The sequence below is a fragment of the Acinetobacter sp. AHP123 genome, from assembly GCF_023757925.1.
Classification (GTDB): domain Bacteria; phylum Pseudomonadota; class Gammaproteobacteria; order Pseudomonadales; family Moraxellaceae; genus Acinetobacter; species Acinetobacter oleivorans.
In genome coordinates this window covers 3462938-3485027 of sequence record NZ_CP092454.1, presented here as the reverse complement: position 1 = coordinate 3485027, position 22090 = coordinate 3462938, and the positions used below count along the sequence as shown (strand labels likewise).

At 38.5% G+C, this 22090-nt stretch carries 19 protein-coding genes; 5 read left to right on the top strand and 14 right to left on the bottom strand.

What is annotated here, in order from left to right:
- Positions 1-48 precede the first annotated feature (48 nt).
- The 7 genes from MJX77_RS16570 to MJX77_RS16540 all read right to left on the bottom strand — a co-directional run bounded on the left by MJX77_RS16570 (position 49) and on the right by MJX77_RS16540 (position 11489).
- The gene (locus MJX77_RS16570; protein WP_005304468.1) at positions 49-993 is read right to left on the bottom strand and encodes an ABUW_2363 family tetratricopeptide repeat lipoprotein; all 945 of its coding nucleotides are present in this window, start codon (positions 991-993) and stop codon (positions 49-51) included.
- A 105-nt stretch (positions 994-1098) separates the two neighbouring features.
- Positions 1099-1908: a serine O-acetyltransferase gene (cysE, locus tag MJX77_RS16565; protein ID WP_252059710.1), complete on the bottom strand. Its 810-nt coding sequence runs from the start codon at positions 1906-1908 to the stop codon at positions 1099-1101.
- The gene (locus tag MJX77_RS16560; RefSeq protein ID WP_252059709.1) at positions 1901-2746 is read right to left on the bottom strand and encodes an RNA methyltransferase; all 846 of its coding nucleotides are present in this window, start codon (positions 2744-2746) and stop codon (positions 1901-1903) included. The genes cysE and MJX77_RS16560 overlap by 8 nt, the downstream gene beginning before the upstream one ends.
- Positions 2747-2760: 14 nt before the next feature.
- Positions 2761-6324, bottom strand: coding sequence for a DNA polymerase III subunit alpha (gene dnaE, locus MJX77_RS16555; RefSeq protein WP_252059708.1), 3564 nt, complete (start codon positions 6322-6324; stop codon positions 2761-2763).
- Positions 6325-6523: 199 nt separating this feature from the next.
- Positions 6524-7591, bottom strand: a complete 1068-nt coding sequence (locus MJX77_RS16550; protein ID WP_013198152.1) for a type II asparaginase — start codon at positions 7589-7591, stop codon at positions 6524-6526.
- A 684-nt stretch (positions 7592-8275) separates the two neighbouring features.
- Positions 8276-9583, bottom strand: coding sequence for a dicarboxylate/amino acid:cation symporter (locus MJX77_RS16545; RefSeq protein ID WP_013198151.1), 1308 nt, complete (start codon positions 9581-9583; stop codon positions 8276-8278).
- A gap of 475 nt (positions 9584-10058) precedes the next feature.
- Positions 10059-11489: a pyridoxal phosphate-dependent aminotransferase gene (locus MJX77_RS16540; protein WP_198308441.1), complete on the bottom strand. Its 1431-nt coding sequence runs from the start codon at positions 11487-11489 to the stop codon at positions 10059-10061.
- Between the two features lie 238 nt (positions 11490-11727).
- Between MJX77_RS16540 and msrB the strand changes: the two genes are divergently transcribed.
- From msrB to MJX77_RS16520, 4 genes are all read left to right on the top strand, one after another.
- Positions 11728-12147, top strand: a complete 420-nt coding sequence (gene msrB, locus MJX77_RS16535) for a peptide-methionine (R)-S-oxide reductase MsrB (RefSeq protein WP_004792889.1) — start codon at positions 11728-11730, stop codon at positions 12145-12147.
- Positions 12144-12629 carry a glutathione peroxidase gene (locus MJX77_RS16530; protein ID WP_005304488.1) on the top strand — a complete coding sequence of 162 codons (486 nt, stop codon included), beginning with the start codon at positions 12144-12146 and terminating at the stop codon, positions 12627-12629. The genes msrB and MJX77_RS16530 overlap by 4 nt, the downstream gene beginning before the upstream one ends.
- A complete protein-coding gene (locus MJX77_RS16525) occupies positions 12629-13474 on the top strand; it encodes an AraC family transcriptional regulator (protein ID WP_252059707.1) in 846 nt (281 codons plus the stop codon). The genes MJX77_RS16530 and MJX77_RS16525 overlap by 1 nt, the downstream gene beginning before the upstream one ends.
- A gap of 64 nt (positions 13475-13538) precedes the next feature.
- The gene (locus MJX77_RS16520; RefSeq protein ID WP_252059706.1) at positions 13539-14171 is read left to right on the top strand and encodes a LysE family translocator; all 633 of its coding nucleotides are present in this window, start codon (positions 13539-13541) and stop codon (positions 14169-14171) included.
- A 58-nt stretch (positions 14172-14229) separates the two neighbouring features.
- On the opposite strand, the gene dapC is transcribed toward MJX77_RS16520, so the two are convergent.
- From dapC to MJX77_RS16490, 6 genes are all read right to left on the bottom strand, one after another.
- Positions 14230-15399, bottom strand: a complete 1170-nt coding sequence (dapC, locus tag MJX77_RS16515; protein ID WP_252061353.1) for a succinyldiaminopimelate transaminase — start codon at positions 15397-15399, stop codon at positions 14230-14232.
- Between the two features lie 25 nt (positions 15400-15424).
- Positions 15425-18088: a [protein-PII] uridylyltransferase gene (gene glnD, locus MJX77_RS16510; RefSeq protein WP_252059704.1), complete on the bottom strand. Its 2664-nt coding sequence runs from the start codon at positions 18086-18088 to the stop codon at positions 15425-15427.
- Between the two features lie 27 nt (positions 18089-18115).
- Complete coding sequence (purT, locus tag MJX77_RS16505; protein ID WP_252059703.1) at positions 18116-19333, bottom strand: formate-dependent phosphoribosylglycinamide formyltransferase; 1218 nt, start codon at positions 19331-19333, stop codon at positions 18116-18118.
- 103 nt (positions 19334-19436) lie between these two features.
- Complete coding sequence (locus MJX77_RS16500) at positions 19437-19826, bottom strand: tautomerase family protein (RefSeq protein ID WP_252059701.1); 390 nt, start codon at positions 19824-19826, stop codon at positions 19437-19439.
- 130 nt (positions 19827-19956) lie between these two features.
- Positions 19957-20298: an L-valine transporter subunit YgaH gene (ygaH, locus tag MJX77_RS16495; RefSeq protein WP_151767955.1), complete on the bottom strand. Its 342-nt coding sequence runs from the start codon at positions 20296-20298 to the stop codon at positions 19957-19959.
- A gap of 1 nt (position 20299) precedes the next feature.
- The gene (locus MJX77_RS16490; RefSeq protein ID WP_081402146.1) at positions 20300-21022 is read right to left on the bottom strand and encodes an AzlC family ABC transporter permease; all 723 of its coding nucleotides are present in this window, start codon (positions 21020-21022) and stop codon (positions 20300-20302) included.
- Between the two features lie 121 nt (positions 21023-21143).
- Here MJX77_RS16490 and MJX77_RS16485 point away from each other — a divergent pair, with 121 nt between their 5' ends.
- Positions 21144-21614 (top strand): hypothetical protein, encoded by a 471-nt coding sequence (locus MJX77_RS16485; RefSeq protein ID WP_176564279.1) that lies wholly within the window; start codon positions 21144-21146, stop codon positions 21612-21614.
- A gap of 74 nt (positions 21615-21688) precedes the next feature.
- On the opposite strand, the gene MJX77_RS16480 is transcribed toward MJX77_RS16485, so the two are convergent.
- Entirely contained in the window at positions 21689-22015 is a 327-nt protein-coding gene (locus MJX77_RS16480) for a hypothetical protein (RefSeq protein WP_004792870.1), read from the bottom strand.
- Positions 22016-22090: the final 75 nt, after the last annotated feature.

The following is a 22090-nucleotide window of genomic DNA, read 5'->3' as shown; positions in this document are numbered from 1 at the left end:
AAATAAAAAAAAGGGCTATCAAAACAGCCCTTTTTTAACTATTTAAGCTTATTTTTTAGGTGTTGCACTTGGTGTTGTAGTTGCAGACATTGCAGGGTTAGTCAAAACTTGCCATACATTCCAACGACCTTGTTTTTCAATTTCTTGAATTAAACGATCAGCAATTTCCGATTCATCTGGATATTTCACTTTATAATTTTTAAGTGTCTGAATCGCGTTTTTCTTTTGCTCCATTGCAATATAGTTATTTGCAGCAGCTAGATACGCTTCTTGAACATTACCTTTAATGGCTTTATCTAAGTAAGGAATGGCTTCACGTTGACCACCACCTTCAGATAAACCGAAACCAAACCAGAAGTTTGTTTCTGCATCATCTGGGCTAATTTTTAAAAGTCTTTGAGCATATTCTAAAGATCTAGTGGTATGAACGGTACCTAAATCAAGATTACGTGCAAGAACGCTTGCTTTAAAAGCGCGAAGCAAAATATCAAATGATGCATTTGGGTTTGCAGCAAGTGTATCAAGTTGTTGTGTTACTTCTTTAAGTTTACTTTCAAAGCCTTTACGTTCTTGGCGATCAGTAAAACGAGGTGGGTAGTGACGAGCTTTGCCTTCTACTAACTGTAAAAAGTCATCAATACTTGTTACATCAATTTCATTTTCACCAGCTAAAACTGCGTATTTCATTGAACGCTGTGAATTATTTACAGTCGGAACAATCAGTTTATTGACGTCGAGAGTAAGCTGTTTAGTTGGGTCATCTTGACGATTAACGACCATTTTGGTTACTGGCTGTGCAGCAGCGTCTTTTAAGGCAACTTCAAATGCTGGTGGTTGATCGTAGTTAAAAGGATTTAACGCATAAAAAGGAGGAGTAAGCTCTGGTTCCTTGAAAACAAAAGGCTCAATTTTTTGTTGTTTTACAGGTGCCATTGTACAAGCTGTTAAACTTGAGGTCGCAAGGATGATATATGCCAAAGGCTTAAAATTCATAGGATCTTCCGTTCATTTTAGTAAAGTCAGATTTGGTAGTGACAAGTCTAGAAAAAGCTAAACCGACATGCAAGGGTAAGCGTGTTACATTATGAATCAAGAATATTACGTTTTTGATATCTTGTTTTGTGCACCACATTCACGACGCACTTCTTCAAGAATTTTTAGCTCTTCATCACTAAAAGGTTGTTCATCTTGACTTTCTTTTTCGAAGCTAGGATCTAGCTCTGATAAACGCTGACATAAATTATTCATACGCGTTTCATTATGCTGAATACGATCAAGTAAAACACGCATGCCTTCTAAAATAGGGTCTGACTGATCAGCAGTTGTCGCATATGGGGCAAAACCAATACTTTGTGCATAATCACGGCGACGTTCTTCATCTTTATCTTTGTTGGCATCTTTATAGATATAGCGAGCAGGGTTTCCTACAGCAGTTACTCCAGCAGGAACAGCTTTGGTCACCACGGCATTTGAACCGACTTTGGCACCTTTACCTACAGTAAATGGACCTAAAATTTTCGCACCCGCACCAACAACTACACCATCTTCTAAAGTTGGATGGCGTTTACCAGTTTTCCATGTGGTACCGCCTAAGGTAACCCCATGATAAAGCGTAACATCATCACCAATTTCAGCAGTTTCACCAATCACAACACCCATGCCATGATCAATAAAAAAACGCTTACCGATTTTAGCGCCAGGATGAATTTCAATTCCAGTTGCAAAACGGCTAAATGAAGAAAGTAGGCGAGCTGCACCTTTACAGTCTTTTTGCCATAATTCATGCGCAACACGATGCATCATAATTGCATGAATACCTGGGTAAGTCGTGAGAACTTCAAGTGTATTGCGGGCAGCAGGATCTCGCGCAAATACAGCTTTTATATCTTCTTTAAGCTGCTTAAGCATTGGATTGATCCTCCTTGTCAGATAATGCTTTTTTCCATTTACCACTTGTTAAAGCTTGTACGCGACTAAAAATACCGCGAAGTAAATGATATTCCATACGATCTAATTGTATACGACCAAATAAACGACGCAAGCGTAAAGGTAATAAACGTGGATTTTCTGGATCTAAAAATTCAATTTCAGTCAGCATTTTTTCTAGATGAGGATAAAACTCTTCCATTTGTTGCTGAGTCACCAAGGGTTCATCCCATTGCATGCTTTGGCCTTGAACTAATGGCATTTCATCTACATTCTGATCGACTTGCTCTTGCTCTTGCTCGAGAGCAGACATGCGAAGTTCGTAACATACAACTTGAATCGCTTGTGCAACATTCAACACGCCATAGTCCGGATTAACAGGAATAGTTAAGTGATAATTTGCCAGTGCTAATTCTTCATTTGTTAAGCCACGGTCTTCACGGCCAAAAACAATAGCAATTTGTTGTCCTTGAGTGGTTGCCTTAATGGCTTCTTTAGCCGCAGGTCTCACATCAAGTAAAGGCCAAGGAATGGTGCGACTACGAGCACTTGTTCCAAATACTAAATGACAATCTTTAATCGCATCTTCTAAGGTATCTACAATCTCAAGATGTTCAAATAAATCTTGAGCACCAGCGGCAAGTGCTTGTATATCTGGATGAGGATATGTTTTTGGTGCTACGAGAACTAATTTAATTAGTCCCATTGTTTTCATGGCACGTAAAGCACTACCAATATTGGCAGGCAAAGTTGTATTTACCATGACAATACGCACTTGTGCTAATTGCTTTGACACGGTGGTGTGGTCAAACGAACTCATAAGATTTCCAGAAATTACGAATATTGAGAAACTTCGCTTTGGTATAAATCCAATGCATCGTCCATAGACATACCCGCAGGAGGAGGGGCAACAGCATGTGGACGAACAGGGTCTGCTGCTTTAGCTGCTTTCGACTTTACTTGATATTCAATATAAATATTATCTTTACCAAAATAATCTCTGAGTTTAGCAAGTAATTCATCTAGAGGAGCGACTTTCCATTGCGGACCAAACTGAAGTTCGGCTTGAGCATAGGGTTGATCAATCTGTAACTGTAGAGAGATATGTTGATGCATATCTACATTGCAAAATGGCAAGATCATGTTTTGCAGATCTTTTACCAATGTTGGCTGCATGAACTCTTCTGTCAATTTGATTTGAATACTGTTAGCACGTTTTTGTCTTATTTCATTTAATGTGAAAGCCTTGGTTAAACGTCCCATTGGACGATCAAAGCCTTCTCGCTCATAGATTTCGCCTTCGAAAACTACAACACGTTCAACTTGCACAATATCTTTAAAACGTTGGAAGCGCTCATGGTTACAGCTGACTTCAATACGTGCCGTACCATCATCTAGTACAATAACCACACGGTTCGGGAAGTTTGCGACATCAATGACCAAACCTGCATAAACCGTTGTAACACCACGACGCGTCGCAGTAATTTCATTTAGTTTTACAGGAATAAAAGCTTTGAGTTCTTGTCGGTAAACATCAATTGGATGACCGGTTAAATATAAACCAAGCGTATCTTTTTCGCCTTTGAGACGAACTTCGTCACTCCATGGTTTTACTGGTTTAGCTGGCTTGCGTTGAACTTCTTCAACCTCACCAAATAAATCCATAATTCCGCTTTCACGGTTACTGCGAGCTTGTTCAGCGGCTTGAACAGCTTCGGGCAATTGAGCCATTAAGCTTGCACGTTCAATTCCTAAGCAATCGAGTGCACCCGCGCGAATTAAGGCTTCAAGAGTACGCTTATTGATTTTCTTCAAATCAATACGATGGCAAAAATCGAATAGATCTGTATAAGGACCAAATTGTCGACGAGAGTCAATAACTGACTGCATTGCTTGTTCGCCGACGCCCTTAATTGCACCTAAACCGTAAACAATCGTTTTATCATTACTTGCATGGAAGTGATAAGTCGACATGTTGACTGATGGTGGTAAGACTTCAAGATTATTGTTTCGACAGTCATCAATCAAAAATACAACACTGTCCGTGTTTTGCATTTCCGATGTCATTACCGCTGCCATAAACTCAGCAGGATAGTGAGCTTTTAACCATGCAGTATGGTAGGCAACTAGAGCATAAGCAGCCGCGTGAGATTTGTTAAAACCATAGCCTGCAAACTTTTCCATATAGTCAAAGATATGGTTTGCTGTGCTTTCGTCAATCCCTTTTTCAGCAGCACCTTCTAAGAAGATTTGGCGCTGTTTCACCATTTCCTCAGGTTTCTTTTTACCCATTGCACGGCGTAATAAGTCTGCGCCACCTAAGGTATAACCCGCACAGATCTGTGCAGTCTGCATTACCTGCTCCTGATAAACCATAATCCCGTAAGTTGGTTCTAATACACCTTCTAAAAGAGGATGAAGATATTCAAAATCTCCACCATGCATACGGTGAATAAAGTCAGGAATCAGGTCCATTGGACCCGGACGATACAAGGATACGAACGCAATAATTTCTTCAAATTTGCTTGGACGTGCTTCTTTAAGCATCCGTTTCATGCCGACGGATTCAAACTGGAATACCGCTGTCGTATTTGCATCAGCAAAGACAGAGTAAGCTTTAGCGTCGTCTAGAGGAACATGCAAGATATTGAGTTGATCATTACTGTCGCGGTTTTTATTAATATTTTGAATCGCGTCTTCAATAACGGTTAAGTTACGTAAACCCAAGAAGTCGAACTTGACCAGACCTGCTGCTTCTACATCGTCTTTATCATATTGAGCAACGCGGTTTGTCCCATCTGCATCACAAAGTACAGCCGAGAAATCGGTAATTTTACCTGGTGCAATAACTACACCTCCGGCATGTTTACCGGTATTTCGGGTTACACCTTCTAATTTTAATGCCATTTCCCAGATTTCACTTGCATCGTCGTTATCTGGGTTAGATGGGTTGGTCACAATATCTTTAAGCTGTGGTTCCATATCAATAGCGGTAGCTAAATCCACACCGAGCGGTTTGGTAGGTACCATTTTTGAAATACGGTCAGCTAAACCGTAAGATTTACCCAATACACGTGCAACGTCACGGATTGCACCTTTTGCTGCCATGGTTCCGAAAGTTGCAATTTGTGAAACGGCTTCGCGACCATAAGTACGCGATACGTAATCAATAACGCGGTCACGTCCAGCAATACAGAAATCGACATCAAAGTCAGGCATCGATACACGTTCTGGGTTTAAGAAACGTTCGAAAAGCAGATCGTAACGAAGTGGATCAAGGTCTGTAATTTTTAAGCTGTATGCGACTAATGAACCTGCACCTGAACCACGACCTGGCCCAACTGGCACACCATTATTTTTTGCCCATTGAATGAAGTCCATGACGATGAGAAAGTAGCCGGGGAAACCCATCTTCAGGATAATACCGACTTCATAATCAATTCGTTCATCGTAAGGCTTACGAATCTCTGGCCAATCCTCACCACGTTTTTCAACAGGGTAAAGATAATTTAAGCGCTCTTCCAAACCTACTTTAGATAAATGTTCAAAATAAGTGTCGATGGTAAAACCATCTGGAATTGGATAGTCAGGTAAAAAGTAAGTACCGAGTTGCAGTTTAACGTTGCAGCGTTTAGCAATATGATAGGTGTTCTCGATAGCACTAGGAATATCGGAAAACAATTCGATCATTTCATCTGAGGTTTTAAAGTGCTGCTCAGGACTATATATGCGTGGACGGCGATTATCTGCTAGTACATAACCATCAGCGATACAAACACGTGCTTCGTGTGCTTCGAAATCTTCTTTTTCTACAAAGTGCACATCATTATGTGCAACTACACCAACATTATATTGTGCAGCAAGTTTAGCTGCTTCTTGAATAAAGTCTTCTTCACCAGGACGGTCGGTACGTGTTAAAGAAAGATAAACACGGTTACCAAACTTTTCGAGCCATGCTTCTAAAAGGGGAGCTGCTTTTTGCGGGTTAGATGAACAAAGCATCTGACCAACATCACTATGTTGGCCAAGTAAAACGATAATATCTTGATGCTGTTCAAGTACCCATTCTTTTTTTACACATGGAATACTGAGCTGTTGTCCTTCAATAAAACCGCGTGAAACGATTTCGGTAAGACTTTTCCACCCAACATCACTCATTGCAAGTAAAGTTGCACGGTGTTGAGCATCATCAAGGCGAATCGTGCTGCCTAAAAGAGGCTTAATGCCTTTTTTTAAACAAGAATTATAAAACTTTACCGCCGCATGGAGGTTAGAGAGGTCAGTTAATGCCAACGCAGGCATTTGGTCTTTAACCGCAGCATTGACCAAGTCAGGTATGCGAACTATCGACTCTGTAATCGAAAATTCTGTATAAATACCTAGATGAACAAACTGCATAAACCAATCCTTAATGCGACCGAAGCATAGTTTAACACGCAAAGTTAAAAGGAAATGGTTAATATTTTGGCAAACTGTTAGTGATTTTATTATTCAAGAAGAATGAGTTGAACATCTATTGTACAGTTTTAATATAAAAGACATTATTTTTATAAAATAAGACCAGCTCAAACACCAAGGTTTGAGCTGGTTGAAAAACTTAGTACTGCCAGAACATACGTTGAATTTCTTTAGCATCATTAGTCTTAGTAAGAGCTAATGCAGCAAGAAGACGTGCTTTTTGTGGGTTTAAGTCATGAGCAGCTACCCAACCATATTTATCGTCAGGTTGTTCAGCATTACGTAATACGAAACCTTGTGGTACACGTGATGAACGGATAATTTGAATACCGTCTTTATCATGAAGTTTTTGTAAAGTTGGAACGATATAGTTCGCAACAGAACCGTTACCAGTACCTGCATGGATAATCGCTTTAGCACCAGCTTTTGCATATGCTTCATAAGCATCAGGAAGCATAGAATCTGAACCGTAAACGATTTGTACTAGAGGAAGTGCATCACCTTTAATATTTTCGATATTAAATTCTGAAGCATTTGTAAAACGTTTTACAGACTGTCTGAACCAGTATGGCTTGCCTTCAACTAATGTACCTAAAGCGCCCCATTGGCTAACAAAAGCATTTGTATGAATGTTAATGCCTTTAGTGACATCACGCGCTGCAAAAATAGAGTCGTTCATCAGAACCATAACGCCTTTATTTTTTGCATCATCAGAAGCTGCTAAAGCAACTGCGCTATAAAGGTTAAGTGGTCCATCTGCTGAAAGAGCAGTTGAAGGACGCATTGAACCAACAATAACAATCGGTTTATCAGTGTGAACAACAAGATTTAAGAAAAATGCTGTTTCTTCTAAAGTGTCTGTACCGTGAGTAATCACGACACCATTAACAGATGGTTTTTTTACCAGCTCATTTACTTGACGAGCAATTTGTAATAATTCCTTGTCAGTAATACTTTCAGAAGCGACCTGTAATGCTTGAATACCAGTGACATTCGCCAAATCTTTGATTTGTGGAACAGCATTAATTAAGGCATCAACTGGAACTTTTGCAGCAGTGTAGGTTGCACTGTTTGCTGAGCTTGCGCCAGCACCCGCGATAGTACCGCCAGTGGCTACAACAACTACATTATTTTTTGCGTAAAGTGGGAGAGAGCAGGCCAATAAGCCCATCGCTAAACCTAAAGATTTAACAGTTTTAGTCAACATCGAAAATATCCTTATGAAGTGACGAAGTAGAAGTTTGCCGAATACGCCTGCTTTTCCTAAGCAAAATACATACCATGTAAAACATATTCGTAACTTGTTTGAATAAGAAGCATCCCTGAATAGCATTTTGTTTCATCAACAATTGCTTAGTCATTGCCTTTATTTAGCGTTAATAAATATCATGAATAAAATAAAAAATCTATTAAGTTTTTCTAATTTATCTCAATTTTTTTGTTTTCTATATAAACGATACAAATGATTTTCTTATTATTATAAAATTTAAAAATAATGGGTGTGATATGCTTTTTCTTTACCATTTGGTATTTATATATCATTGATTATATATCATATTGTTTGTAAATAAAATTATATAAATTTTTTGATAGATAAACTAAACAATAATTTCAATAGTTTAATATAATTAAGTGGTAATAAAATGAATTAAAAATTAATCAATTGATGTTTGTTTCTAAGAATATAAATTCTGTTTGGGTGAATTTTATTCTCTTTTTAAGGTTTGTTTTAAGAAAATTTAATAGCAGTAAAAATACATTATTGGGTTCATTATTTAATATGGAAATACACATAAATTTTTATTGTTTAATTTTAGAATAAAAAGAAGAGCAATTTTATAAGGTCATATAAAATTGCTCTTAAGTTGGGAGAGTGGGAGAAAAGAGAAACTTAAGCGGGCGTTTGTTCTTGAGTTGATTTAATTAATACAGGCTCTGGTAGCTCTTCAGTATCTGCTACTTTTTCGCCTTCAAGCTTAGCAACAACTGCGGTAGCAATACTGTTACCTACTACGTTTGTTGCAGTACGACCCATATCAAGGAACTGATCGATACCAAGCAATAAGAGAATGCCAGCTTCAGGTAAATGGAACATGGTGAGTGTTGCTGAAATAACCACGATTGAAGCTCGTGATACACCTGCAATACCTTTACTTGTCACCATCAGAGTTAACAGAATTAAGATTTGTTGAGTGAAGCTAAGATCGATGTTGTAAGCTTGAGCAATAAACAGTACTGCAAACGTGGTGTACATCATTGAACCATCTAGGTTAAATGAATAACCCAACGGTAATACAAAGCTGGTTACTTTTTTAGGCACACCAAATTTATTGAGTGCATCCATTACTTTAGGGTAGGCAGACTCACTTGAAGCTGTAGCGAAAGCAAGAGTTACAGGTTCACGAATTAATTTACCTAAGCGGAAAATATCTTTTTTAAGTACGATTGCACCAACAGAGAACAAAATGATCCAAAGTAATAGAAGACCGAAATAGAACTCAGCGATTAAAATACCGTAGTCAACAATTAAGCCTAAACCTTGTACTGTAATTGCTGAAGCAATTGCAGCAAATACTGCAAAAGGTGCAAACATCATGACGTAATCGGTGATACGGAACATGATCTTGCTAAGTTCTTCAGTCAAACGAACAATAACTGAATCTTTTTCGTTGCCTTGATTTACAAAAGCGAGTGCTGAACCAAAGAAAATAGCGAAAACAAGTACTTGTAAAATATCGTTATTTGCCATTGCTTCTGCAATGCTGCGTGGGAACACATGACTTAAAAATGATTGCAGTGTAAAGCCAGTAGTCTCTGGGAGAGAAGCGCCACTAAGTTGTTGAGCTGTTGGTAGTGCTAAATCTAGAGCTGCGCCTGGTTGGAAAAAGTTTGCTAAACCCATGCCGATGGCAAGTGATACAAACGAAGCAGTAATAAACCAAGTCATTGACTTGAGTGTGATACTACCAATCGATGTAGATTTCCCCATTGATACAATGCCTGAAACAATTGTGGCAAATACCAATGGAGCAATAATCATTTTGATGAGGCGTAAAAAGATGTCTGTGCCGATGCTAAAATAAGAAGCGATTTGTTTGAGTTGGTCACCTTCATTAAAAAAGTGGTGACAAATCCAGCCTGTCAGTACGCCAAGTAAAATAGCAATAACAATATACTTGAGCAATTTCTTTTGCTTCATATGAACCTCTATCCATTTGATTCAATCATTCTTTGATGGGATTTGAATGATTGAAAGCTTTCCTTGTTAGTTCAGTCCGGTCGTTCTACCGATTTTATCTTCCTAGATATCTGAATCTGTTTTAACCGAATCGAATATGGTGATGTTGTTATGGGAAGGGATTGTTGCTCGATTTTGAAGCAGTGTGAAATGCAAAAAAATATTGATCCATGCATTTTTTGCATAATGAAGATTGCGGGAAATGTGAAATTACGCACAAATTTAAACGTATGGTAAAAAATATAGAAATGAATTGTTAAACAGATTTTAAAGATTAAATAAATTAAATTTTTAATTAAAATTACTTAAATTCAAATAGTTATTTAAATTTAAGTGGAAGTTCGGAAGAGTTTGTAATTATTCTTTTTTAAATTAATTAAATAAAATTATCAAAAAAGGCATCTAATTTAAGATGCCTTTTTTGATATGCATTTTTTTAACGACGATTGGCTAAGAAACGACCTAAACGAGTGATTGCTTCTCGTAATTCATTTTCAGCTGGTAAGAAAACCACACGGAAATGATCTGGAGTTGGCCAATTAAAACCTGTACCTTGGACCAATAACACTTTTTCTGCGCGTAACAAATCAAGCATTAACTTTTCGTCATCTTCAATTGGATAGATGTTTGGATCAAGGCGAGGGAAACAGTACATTGCTCCATCTGGTTTTACGCAGCTTACGCCAGGAATTTCATTTAGCATTTCCCAAGCAATATTACGCTGTTCGTACAAACGGCCACCCGGACGAATCAGGTCATTAATTGATTGATAACCGCCTAAAGCAGTTTGAATCGCATATTGAGCCTGAACGTTTGCACATAGACGCATTGATGCCAACATATCTAAACCTTCGATATAGTCAGCAGCGCGGCTTTTATCTCCGGTAATTGCCATCCAGCCTGAACGGAAACCTGCAATACGATAAGCTTTTGATAGACCATTAAAAGATACGCAAAGCTGGTCGCCAGCTAATGATGCTACTGAAACATGTTCAATACCGTCATAAATAATTTTGTCGTAAATTTCATCAGCAAATAAAATTAGATCATATTTCTTTGCAAGCGCTACAATCTGTTCAAGAATATGACGTGGATAGACTGAACCAGTAGGGTTGTTCGGGTTAATGATGACAATACCGCGAGTATTCGATGTAATCTTGCTTTCAATGTCAGCAATATCTGGATACCAGCTATTTTCTTCATCACATTTATAGTGAATTGCTGTACCACCTGAAAGATTAACAGCTGCTGTCCAAAGCGGATAATCCGGCATTGGAATCAACATTTCGTCGCCATCATCAAGTAGGCCTTGCATCGCCATAACAATAAGTTCAGACACACCATTACCAATATACACGTCATTCACGTGCATATTTAGGATGCCTTTTTGTTGGTAATATTGGCAGATAGCTTTACGTGCTGGAAAGATACCTTTTGAGTCAACATAACCAATCGCATTTGGTAGGTTTAAAGCAACGTCATTAATAATTTCTTGTGGGGCTTCAAAACCAAATGGAGCAGGGTTGCCGATATTGAGCTTGATGATTTTATGTCCTTGCTCTTCCATTTCATTGGCGGCTCGTAATACTGGTCCGCGAATGTCATAACAAACATGCTCAAGCTTCGATGATTTCTTTATTTCTCGAGAAGTTGGCATGGATTGGAGGATAGCAGTATTTTTAGACATAGCTGGATTCACTTTTGCATATCGGTATAAATAACTTTTAAATGTTTTAACTGTTACCAAATTCAGATCGTGTTGATCTTTTAGTAATTCAACAATTTTTTCATGGGTAAAGCCCGATTGCTGATACTGTTTGATAACTGGTAATAGTTGCTGGAAAAGCACACTTTTTTTCTGAGACATGTTTTGTCCTATACAACCGTGCCGAACAAGAATAGCACCATATTTGCTTCCTTGGAAGAAAATAAAATATAAATTTGCTTACTTTAAATTTTGAATTTTGCTTACTTTTTGCTTTCTATTGCTTAGGTGATTAAATTCCAACAAATTTTACGTTCAGAGACTAGTGTTTTTGCGAGGAATGGCGTAAATATAAAACTCAATCATCAGAAATGTTTACTTCAGAATAAAGGTGCATGTCATGGGAAAAGTCAATAAAACAGACCGGGAATGGCAAAGAGAGTTATCACCAGAAGAGTATCGGATCACACGACAAAAGGGCACTGAACCTGCATTTACGGGGCAATACTGGAATACTAAGCAACATGGTACCTATGTCTGCCGTTGCTGCGGTGCAGAATTGTTCTCATCAGATACTAAATATGACAGTGGTTGTGGTTGGCCTAGCTTTTTTAAACCGATTGAGCCCACTGCAATTGAAGAACATGACGATTTATCGCATGGTATGGTCAGAACAGAAATAGTTTGTCATGATTGCGAAGCCCATTTAGGGCATGTTTTTGAAGATGGACCACAGCCGACTGGTTTGCGCTATTGTGTAAACTCGGCATCATTACAACTTAAATCACAAGAAAAAAATGATGAGGAAACCTATCCATGAGTAATATTTATCAGTTTGAAGCTGAACTGTTAGAGGGTGAAGTTAAGCAATTAGCTGATTACAAAGGTAAAGTTTTACTAATTGTAAATACTGCAAGTAAATGTGGTTTTACACCACAATTTGCTGGCCTTGAAAAGCTTTATGAGAAATATAAAGATCAAGGCTTGGAAGTTTTAGGGTTTCCCTGCAACCAGTTTGGTGGGCAAGATCCGGGTAGCAATAAAGAAATCGGTACGTTCTGCCAGCGCAACTATGGGGTGAAATTCCCGATGTTTGCTAAAGTAGATGTAAAAGGCCCAGAAGCTCACGTGATTTTTAGATATTTGACACGTGAAGCTAAAGGTATTTTAGGAAGTAGCACGATTAAATGGAACTTTACTAAATTTTTGGTAGGGAAAGATGGTGCAGTGCTTAATCGCTATGCCCCTACGACTAAACCAGAAGCATTAGAAGCTGATATTGAAAAAGCATTAGCAAGTTAATGAATTCAATGAACGCTATTCCTCAAGCTTTTGAGTTTTGGCAAGATGGGCGAATGCCTTATGTTGAAGCCAGAAGATCTTGTTTTAGTCGAACATGTTATAAGTCTCATAGTCATCCAACATTTTCTATTGGAGCTATAGATGAAGGGAATAGCGTTTTTCAAAGTTCATTTGGTACAGCACAAAAGATTTCTTCTGGTACCTTAGTCATTGTACCTGCCCACATAGAACATTCTTGTAACCCATTACCTGATCAGGTTTGGAGTTACCAGATGTTGCATCTGGATATATCTTGGCTTAATCAATGGTATGCCGAATTTCAAAAAGAGGGCTTTGATTTAAATTTACCCCAGCATAAACCTCTCATTATTAAAGATGAGTCTTTATATCAGGCTTTTTCTGGTATGAATAAAACGTTATTTGATTCTGAAAAATTGATTCTTGAAAAAGAACAGTCGCTTATCTATTGCCTTACTCAGTTGTTACTACCTCATTTTATATTAGAAGAAATACAGAAAACTCAATATTTGTATGAGGACTTTTTGGCCTTAATTCATATTATTAAATCATCCGAACGATTTATTTCTCTAGAAGAGCTTGCACAGCAGGTAGGTCTTAGTCGATATGCAATTATTCGTCTATTTAAAGCCAATGTTGGCTTAACACCCCATGCATTTCAAATTAATTTAAAGATTAATCAAGCCAGAGCTCAATTAAAACAAGGGATTTCGCTTGTGGAGTTGGCAGTAAATTTGGGCTTTAGTGATCAGAGCCATTTTCATAAAGCTTTCAAAGCGCATACAGGAATCACTCCTCGTCAGTTTCAACTCGCAGCCGCGCAATAATTTACAATAAATTATTTTTCTCTATTTTTAAGCTATTCCATACAGTTTTAAAGATGAAATCGTTATGGAAGTTTTCTTAGTTATTGCCTTTACTCACTTTTTAGCGCTGCTATCTCCGGGACCCGATTTTTTTCTTATTCTCACCAGCCTTTTGCAAAAGGGTTCGCGTTATACATATGGTGTCATTGCAGGAATTACGTTTGGTAATGCCTTAATTTTGATGGCGTGCATGTTCGGATTTATGTTACTTGGAAATTTGAGTACGACTATTCTTTTAGTACTTAAGTGGCTTGGGGCTGGGTATTTGGTTTATTTGAGTTATCTTTGTTTTAAGGCTGCTCGCGCTGGCACCTTAACTTTTGCTACTGAAAAAAATGATTTGATTGATCAAGAGTATCAGCATCAGGATAAAGTTAAGAGTTTCATGTTGGGAATACAATCTAGTCTTCTTAATCCCAAAAATATTATGTTTTATAGTAGTTTGATGCTGCTTATTCAGCATCAATTTAGTTTAGTTCAAAAATTGCTAATGAGTACGTGGATGACTGGAGTCGTACTTGGTTGGAACTTACTGTTGGTTCGGCTATTGCTTCAAAATCGAGTTCTAGAACAGATTAAACGTTCAGCGATAGGCCTGTATTATTGTTCTAGTCTGGCTTTTATATGTTTTGCAATCTTACTCATTGCTTATAGTTAATGTCGGTTGTATAGCCTTCATGCTAAATAATTATGAAGGCTATACAACTTATCTATGCTTAAAGAATTGCTTTCAAACGCTTAACTACTTCTTCACATTGCGCTAAATCGGCAACTAAAGCCATACGTACATGATTTTCGCCAGGGTTACCTTGATCTGTGTCGCGAGATAAATAACGACCCGGTAAAACTTTAATATGGGCTTTTTCCATTAACATCTTGGCAAAAGTTTCATCGTTATCGACTTTTAACCAATAATAGAAACCTGCATCTGGCTTTTGTAGAGGTAATAAGTGACCTAGTTCGTTTTGGAATAAATCAAACTTTGCACGATATTGCTTACGGTTTTCTTCAACATGGTTTTCATCATTCCATGCCGCAATAGATGCAAGCTGATGTTGAACAGGCATTGCTGCACCATGATAGGTACGGTACTGCAAATATGGTTTTAATAATTCTGCATCACCCGCTACAAAACCTGAGCGTAAACCCGGTAAGTTTGAGCGTTTAGAAAGTGAATGAAATACGACACAGTTTTTATAGTCATCACGACCAAGTTCTGCACATACTTCTAATAAACCAGTAGGTGCTTGCTCGAACCAAAGTTCTGAATAGCATTCGTCAGAAGCAATGACAAAATTATATTGATCAGATAAGGCGATTAACTTTTTGAATTGTTCTTTAGAAAGCACAGTACCAGTTGGGTTGCCCGGCGTACATACAAAAAGAAGGGCAGTTTTTTCCCATACTTCTGCGGGTACAGCATCAAAATCGCCTAAGTAACCATTTTCTTCGGTGCAATTAATGAAGTATGGTTTTGCGCCGGCAAGTAGGGCGGCACCTTCATAAATTTGATAAAACGGATTCGGCATTACTACATAAGGAGCGTCTTCACGGTTAATGAGCGCCTGAACAAATGAGAAAATCCCTTCACGCGTACCAGATACTGGCAAAATGTGGTTTTCAGCACTAATGCTATTAAGTTTAAAGCGCTTAGTGAGCCAGTCTGCAATACTTTGGCGAAGCTCAGGTAAGCCTTTGCTATTTGGATAAGTTGAGAGGTGATTGAAGTTGTCAATAATTGCCTGTTTAACAAACTCTGGTGCTGGATGCTTTGGTTCACCAATTGATAGAGGAATCAAGGAAAGGTTAGCAGGAGTAGTATCCTTAAAAAGCTGGTTTAACTTTTCAAATGGATATGGGTGCAATAACGACAAGCTAGAGTTCATTAAACAGTTACCAAGTAGTTGAGTTTCAGTGCTGACAAATTTGATTAGATGCTTCATCTAATGCAGCTTTAAGCTTTTCCGAGAAGAGTTTAACCTCTTCGTTATTTAACGGTTTTCCATCTTTTTTCGTGACAAAGAAAATATCTTCTGCACGTTCACCTAAAGTTGCAATTCTAGCTGAATGGATGTCTAAACCTTGCATCATAAATAAGCCACCTACACGTGCAAGTAGTCCGGGGTGATCGAGTGTTGAAATTTCAACCATATTTTGCTGTAACGCTTCATTCAACGTAACGTCAACTGTATTTTCAATATCGAAGTGACGTAGCTGACGTGGAATGCGGCGTTGCATAAGTCCCGGATATTGGTCTGGCTGACTAAGCGCCTTCACTAATGCGGTTTTAACTGTTTCTTCGCGTTCGGGGTCGGTTAGCAACGTACCAAAGCGATCGAGCACAACATAGGTGTCTAAGCTAAATGCGGTACTTGCTGTGATAATTTTTGCATCTTGAACGTCTAAGTTCATGCGGTCTAAAACTGCCACAGTCGTTGCAAAAAGGTTGGGTTGGTCACGTGTATATATAAAGATTTGCACGGCATCTTGCGCAGCTTTACGGTGAGCACGTAATAGTACTAATGGCTCTGGGTTATCGCCGTGTTTCAAAATTGCTTGAGTGTGCCATGCAATTTCATCTGCCGATTCTTTAATGAAGTATTCATCGCCCAGTTCTTGCCATACTTTTTCAACGTCTGCCAATGAGAAATTATTCACCAGTAATTCACTTGCTGCAAATTTGGTGTCTTCAATTAGCATTTGATAGTCAACAGGACGGCTTAAACCTGTACGAATGACATCACGGGCATGCGTATAAAGTTGACGCATAAGCGAAGCACGCCATGTGTTCCACAGTTTTGGATTTGTCGCATTAATATCTGCAACTGTTAAAGTATATAGATAATCAAGATGTTCCATATCGCCAAGTTTTTCAGCAAAATCTTTAACAACATCCGGATCGGAAATATCCTTTTTCTGAGCAGTCAGTGACATGAGCAAATGGTTGTGAATGAGCCATGCAATTAATTTACATTCACGCTCTGTAAAGCCGTGTGCACGTCCAAATTCAATCGCATCTTCTGCACCAAGTTCACTATGGTCTCCACCGCGGCCTTTGGCAATGTCATGAAATAATGCAGCAATAAACACAATATCTTGACGTGCAAGACGCTGGAAAACAGAGCTTACAACAGGGAACTCTTTAGCAAATTCTGGTTCTTTAAAACGGTTTAAATTGCGCAGTAATAATAATGTGTGTGCATCGACTGTATAGATATGGAATAGGTCATATTGCATAAGGCCCATAATCTGACCAAAGGCAGGAATATAGTTTCCTAAAACACCATATCGTTTCATCGCTACCAAAGTATCGTATAGACGATAAGGCGAGCGAATGATTGACATGAATAGGGCTTGATGCTCAGGATTATCTCGAAAATTTTGGTTAATACGTTTTGCAGCAAGAATAAGTAAGCGTAAAGTACGAGCGCGAATACCTTCAATATCTGGTCGATTAGCCAAAATATAGAATAGTTCTAAAATAGCACTTGGATGTTCTGCGAATATTTTGTGGTGCTGTACGGCAAGTTTATTGTCGACAATCTTAAAGTGGTCATTAACGACTTCAATTTTACGTTCGTAATTTGGTAAACGCGGAGTAATAACTGATTCGCTAAAATAGGCCAATAACATTTCATTGAGTGTTGAAACCTGTTGGGCAGTACGGTAGTAGCGTTTCATGAACTGCTCGACACCGTAGTTTACAGGCTGACCTTCTTGACGAGCGTAACCAAATTGAGCCGCAATTTCTCGTTGATGATCGAACAGAAGACGGTTTTCATCACGCTTCGCTAAGCGATGTAAATGGTGACGAATTTCCCAAAGAAAACTTTCCGCTTCTTCTAAAACGTTTAATTCAAATTCTGAAATAAAGCCTAAATGAACTAAGTCATAAATACGGTTTACGCGGAAATGACGCTTAGCAATCCAACCAATCTGGTTAATATCACGAATGCCACCAGGCGCATTTTTAATATCAGGTTCTAAGTTGCTTTCAGTATTGTTGTGTTGATGGTAACGCTTAGCTTGTTCAGCCATTTTTGCATCAAAAAATGTTTTGTCTGTCCACGTTTGCGAAACAATTCGACGCGGCCATTTTGCAAGTTGACTATTACCCGTAATTAAACGAGCTTCGATGAGTGTGGTTGCAACGGTTAAATCGGTAGCAGCTTGTTCAACACAGCTTTGAATGGTGCGAACGCTAATGCCGGGCTTGAAATTGCCAACATCCCATAAAGAGGAAATGAATGTAGAAATGCGTTTTTCATTTTCTTGGTTAATTTCATGTTCCGATAAAATCATGATATCAACATCGGAATAGGGCAACATTTCACGGCGCCCATAACCACCCACAGCAAAAAGACCTAGACCTGTCTGATCAAGTTCGGCATGTTTCCACAGAAAGATCAGTGCTTCGTCAACGAGGTCTGAGCGTGCTTTAATGACTTCCCGAATAGATTGCCCATTTTCATATGAATCCTGCAATTGCTTTTCTACATCCGTTCGCCATTGATTAATGGCTTTAATATCATGATGGCTTGTAACGTAGTTCAGCAATGGCGATGTATTGATCATGAAAATGGGTCTACCAAAAAGTAAATATTAAGAGTTGGTTTTTACGCTTACTTGATCAGCGGTTTCTTTCGCTAAAGTACGAGCAAGGTCTGTATTTTCAGCACGAGCCGTTGCCACACCCATACGACGTCGTTTGAAACCTTCTGGTTTACCAAACAGGCGTAAGTCGGTATTTGGGTTAGCTAATGCCGTATTTAAGCCCCTGTAGCTTAAATTGTTTGCATCGACCCCAGCATAAATAACTGCACTAGCAGCCACACTATGGCGAGCTGTATTTACTGGCAATCCTAAAATTGCACGAGCGTGCAGTTCAAATTCGCTTTGAAATTGTGAAGCTAGAGTAACTAGACCAGTATCATGTGGGCGAGGTGAAACTTCACTAAACCAGACCTTGTCGCCTTTAATAAACAGCTCTACACCAAAAATACCACAACCACCCAGTGCTGTTGTCACTTTATTAGCAATACGTTTTGCTTCTTCAAGTGCAGCCGCAGTCATTGGTTGAGGCTGCCAGCTTTCTACATAATCACCTGCATCTTGACGGTGACCAATTGGGTCGCAGTAGTGAGTTTCGATTTCACCAGTTTCAGGATTTTTAGCACGAACGGTAAGTAATGTAATTTCAAAATCAAAATCAATTTGAGATTCAATGATGACCGTACCTTGGTTAACACGACCACCTTGCATCGCATATTCCCAAGCAGCATCGACTTCATCGAAACTTTTTACACGAGACTGACCTTTACCTGAAGATGACATTACTGGTTTTACAAAATTTGGATAACCAATATCATCAGAAGCAGCGCGGAAGCTTTCTAGTGAGTCAGCAAAGCGGTAAGCAGAGGTAGGTAAACCAAGTTCTTCAGCCGCAAGACGACGAATGCCTTCACGGTTCATGGTCAGGTTTACAGCTTTAGCAGAAGGAATAACAGTTGCAGTTTGGTTCGCTTCAATTTCAAGCAAAACTTCTGTGGCGATGGCTTCAATTTCTGGAACAATTAAATTCGGTTTAATTTTCTCAATGAGCTGTTTTAACTCAGTTGGATTAGCCATATTTAACACATAAGAAAAATGTGCAACTTGCATGGCTGGCGCATGATCATAACGGTCGGCTGCATGTACTTCAACACCAAGGCGTTGTAAAGAAATTACAACTTCTTTGCCAAGCTCTCCTGAACCTAACAATAAAACTTTAAATGCAGAAGATTGAAGGGGGGTACCGAGTGTCACGCTCATGCGAATCATCCTGACAAAATTATTTTTTTAAGCATAGCAGAACTTATGAGGGAGTTAAGCTTTATCACACATAAAAAAATTAATTTTGTCGGACAATTAGGATGACACTTTTTTAGATGTTAACTTGATAGTTTAAAAGTAACTCATCTGCATTTTTGCCGCGAATACCCCAATTTTCTTTAGGAGTTTCAAAAATCGTAATTTCAATATCTTGTGGAGCTATTTTGCATTGTTGTTCAATATTGCGAAATAAAGTTTGAATGAGTTGTTTCTTAGTAGCTGCGCTACGTCCTGCAAACATTGAGAGTTCGATAATAATGTAGTGTTGGCTGCGGTCGGCAGGATAGATAAAATTTCCAGACTTAAGACTGATAAAACGCTGAAATCTTTTCTCGATAGGATATTTCAATTCTTCAATAAGTGCTTGATGGATTGCATGAGAAAGTAATTCTCGATACTGCATAATCGTTTGTTCATTGGCGTAAATTTTAACTTGTGACATTTTTATCTCTATTAAGTAGGTAAGATTATCTTTTTAATCAATTCAAAAATTAGATTTTTACGCCAGAAGTTTCAATTTTAAAGGCTTCTGGCTAGGTTTTATTTTATATAACGAAGATCAGTTTATCTATTTATAAAGGTAAATAAGTATAGATTAGGCCATAAACAATTGCGGCAGTTAACGTTGCCGGAACAATTTTCTTAAATTTAAAATATAGACCTGCTAGCACTAGAAAACCGATAAGCATGGCTAAGCTTTTATCTGGATTCTCAAGAAGTGGCGGAAGAGTGGCAACAATAAGCATGGCGCTAATTGCTGATATACCAATGCTTCCCAAAGCAATTTTTAGCCAGACTGAACCACGTCTTTGCTGTGTCCCTTGTAGCTTTTGTATAACAAAGAATGGTCCAAAACGTGAGGCAAAATTGGCAATACCAACAATGATACCAACCAGAATAATCTCTAGATTCATTTTAAACTTCGACCTCTTCTTGTTGTTTCAGCACATAATGTTTAAACAAGCCGGCTAAAATGCCTGAAAGAATACCAATAAAAATAGCCGCAGATAGGTTAATCCAATAGCAGGACAACGCTGAAACAACCAAAGATACAGCAACTACAAGACTATGCTTTCGCTCAAATGCTGCTAATAAAAAACTTAAGAATAAAGCAGGCAATAAGAAGTCTAAGGCTGCTTGTAAAAACTTTGGAAGATGAGACACTTGATCTGCAAATAATCCCCCTAACAATGAGCCAGTTGCCCAAGCCATCCAACTAAATAGACTCAAGCCTAACATCCAAGACTCGGACCATTGTTGTCTACGCTGTGAAAGTTGGATCATTCCACTTGCAAAAACTTCATCGGTTAAGCCCCAAGCCCATACCGCCGTTTTTTTTAGATTTAATTTGTTTGGAATCAGGTTATATAAAGCTGGTCCATAAAGCACATGGCGAATATCCAGTGCAATGACTGTTAATGCAGTTAACCAGATAGATGAACCACTGGCTAAAAGTGCGACAACTAAGAACTGGCTGGCTCCAGCATACATTGAACAAGATAGAAAAAATGCTTCCCATGGTGTAAAACCAAACTGAGATGCAGAAACGCCAAAGGCAAAAGAAACGGGTAAATAGGTGAGTACGATAGCTTGGCTATCTTTGGCGCCTTGCCAAAAAGTTGCCGTTTGGGCAGGCATCAATTGTTGTTCGGACACAATACACCTTGGCAATAAACCAAATGATAAAAATACTTGAAAGATTGAGTATTGTAGCCGAATTTAATAGCATAGTGCCGAAATGTTTAATCGGCAGTTTGCTATGTTCAACGCAAAGATTCGTTTAGTTTATATCGCCATGTTGAGTGCAGGTATTTTTACATTGCAGGGCTGTGACAATGGTAATCATGAGGCAGAAAAAAAAGTAGAAATTAAGCCAGCACCTAAACTGACCAATGACGCAACTGTTTATGCTCAAAAAGCATGGACATTGATTAATACGGTTGAGCATTTGGTTTATGAAAAGCAGTTGAGCCAAATCGATGACAAAGTTCGTAAACCTTTACGTCAATTGAGTACGGACTGGCGCATTAATGTGAAAATGACTGATTCCGTGACAGAAGGGAAATATGCCCTTTGTCGTAAAGCCCTGACAAGTTTAGATGTGTGGGCTCGTGAAACGCTTGAAAATAATGATTCAGTTGCTAAGAAACAAGCAGACTATGAGCGAGATAAAGCGCAATGTAAGGATGCGATCAATACGCCGAATCTTGGAAACACATCTCCAAAATAAAATTTATAAATATAAAAAAGCGAGATGATTAATCTCGCTTTTTTGCTTTTAAAACGATAATGAGTGAATGTTAATTACGGCTTTGTCGCAGCTTTAGCTGTGTTTGCTGTTTTCACTGCATCTTGTTTCATTTGATGAGTCATTTGCTGTGATTCATGTTGAGCATGTGTAGATTTCATCATTGCTTCATGCTTTTGTTCAGTCATATCTTTTTTAACATCTTGTTTTGCTTTTACTGCTTCTTTTTTAGCAGTTGCTTTGCCGTGTGCAGCAACACATTTTCCGCCTTTATGATTTGGCCCTGTACCACCTTGTAATTGAGTTCCTTTTGGACATGCAAATGCCGAAACACTTAACATAGCCAATACGCCAGCTGTAAGAATTGTTGATAATTTTTTCATGTTAATCAGCGCCTTGTTGAGTATTATTGCTCAGCTTGAGTGTAAAATGAAAATATCTGCTTTAAAACATTTATT

Bases quoted from the DNA above. Each gene is read 5' to 3' on its own strand.
- MJX77_RS16490 (WP_081402146.1), bottom strand. From the start codon at position 21,022: ATGCCTGCCCAAACGGCAACTTTTTGGCAAGGCGCCAAAGATAGCCAA.
- MJX77_RS16570 (WP_005304468.1), bottom strand. From the start codon at position 993: ATGAATTTTAAGCCTTTGGCATATATCATCCTTGCGACCTCAAGTTTA.
- MJX77_RS16540 (WP_198308441.1), bottom strand. From the start codon at position 11,489: ATGTCTCAGAAAAAAAGTGTGCTTTTCCAGCAACTATTACCAGTTATC.
- MJX77_RS16545 (WP_013198151.1), bottom strand. From the start codon at position 9,583: ATGAAGCAAAAGAAATTGCTCAAGTATATTGTTATTGCTATTTTACTT.
- MJX77_RS16480 (WP_004792870.1), bottom strand. From the start codon at position 22,015: ATGAAAAAATTATCAACAATTCTTACAGCTGGCGTATTGGCTATGTTA.
- ygaH (WP_151767955.1), bottom strand. From the start codon at position 20,298: ATGAATCTAGAGATTATTCTGGTTGGTATCATTGTTGGTATTGCCAAT.
- MJX77_RS16560 (WP_252059709.1), bottom strand. From the start codon at position 2,746: ATGAGTTCGTTTGACCACACCACCGTGTCAAAGCAATTAGCACAAGTG.
- MJX77_RS16520 (WP_252059706.1), top strand. From the start codon at position 13,539: ATGGAAGTTTTCTTAGTTATTGCCTTTACTCACTTTTTAGCGCTGCTA.
- cysE (WP_252059710.1), bottom strand. From the start codon at position 1,908: ATGCTTAAGCAGCTTAAAGAAGATATAAAAGCTGTATTTGCGCGAGAT.
- msrB (WP_004792889.1), top strand. From the start codon at position 11,728: ATGGGAAAAGTCAATAAAACAGACCGGGAATGGCAAAGAGAGTTATCA.
- dapC (WP_252061353.1), bottom strand. From the start codon at position 15,399: ATGAACTCTAGCTTGTCGTTATTGCACCCATATCCATTTGAAAAGTTA.
- MJX77_RS16500 (WP_252059701.1), bottom strand. From the start codon at position 19,826: ATGTCACAAGTTAAAATTTACGCCAATGAACAAACGATTATGCAGTAT.
- MJX77_RS16550 (WP_013198152.1), bottom strand. From the start codon at position 7,591: ATGTTGACTAAAACTGTTAAATCTTTAGGTTTAGCGATGGGCTTATTG.
- purT (WP_252059703.1), bottom strand. From the start codon at position 19,333: ATGATTCGCATGAGCGTGACACTCGGTACCCCCCTTCAATCTTCTGCA.
- MJX77_RS16485 (WP_176564279.1), top strand. From the start codon at position 21,144: ATGTTCAACGCAAAGATTCGTTTAGTTTATATCGCCATGTTGAGTGCA.
- MJX77_RS16530 (WP_005304488.1), top strand. From the start codon at position 12,144: ATGAGTAATATTTATCAGTTTGAAGCTGAACTGTTAGAGGGTGAAGTT.
- dnaE (WP_252059708.1), bottom strand. From the start codon at position 6,324: ATGCAGTTTGTTCATCTAGGTATTTATACAGAATTTTCGATTACAGAG.
- MJX77_RS16525 (WP_252059707.1), top strand. From the start codon at position 12,629: ATGAATTCAATGAACGCTATTCCTCAAGCTTTTGAGTTTTGGCAAGAT.
- glnD (WP_252059704.1), bottom strand. From the start codon at position 18,088: ATGATCAATACATCGCCATTGCTGAACTACGTTACAAGCCATCATGAT.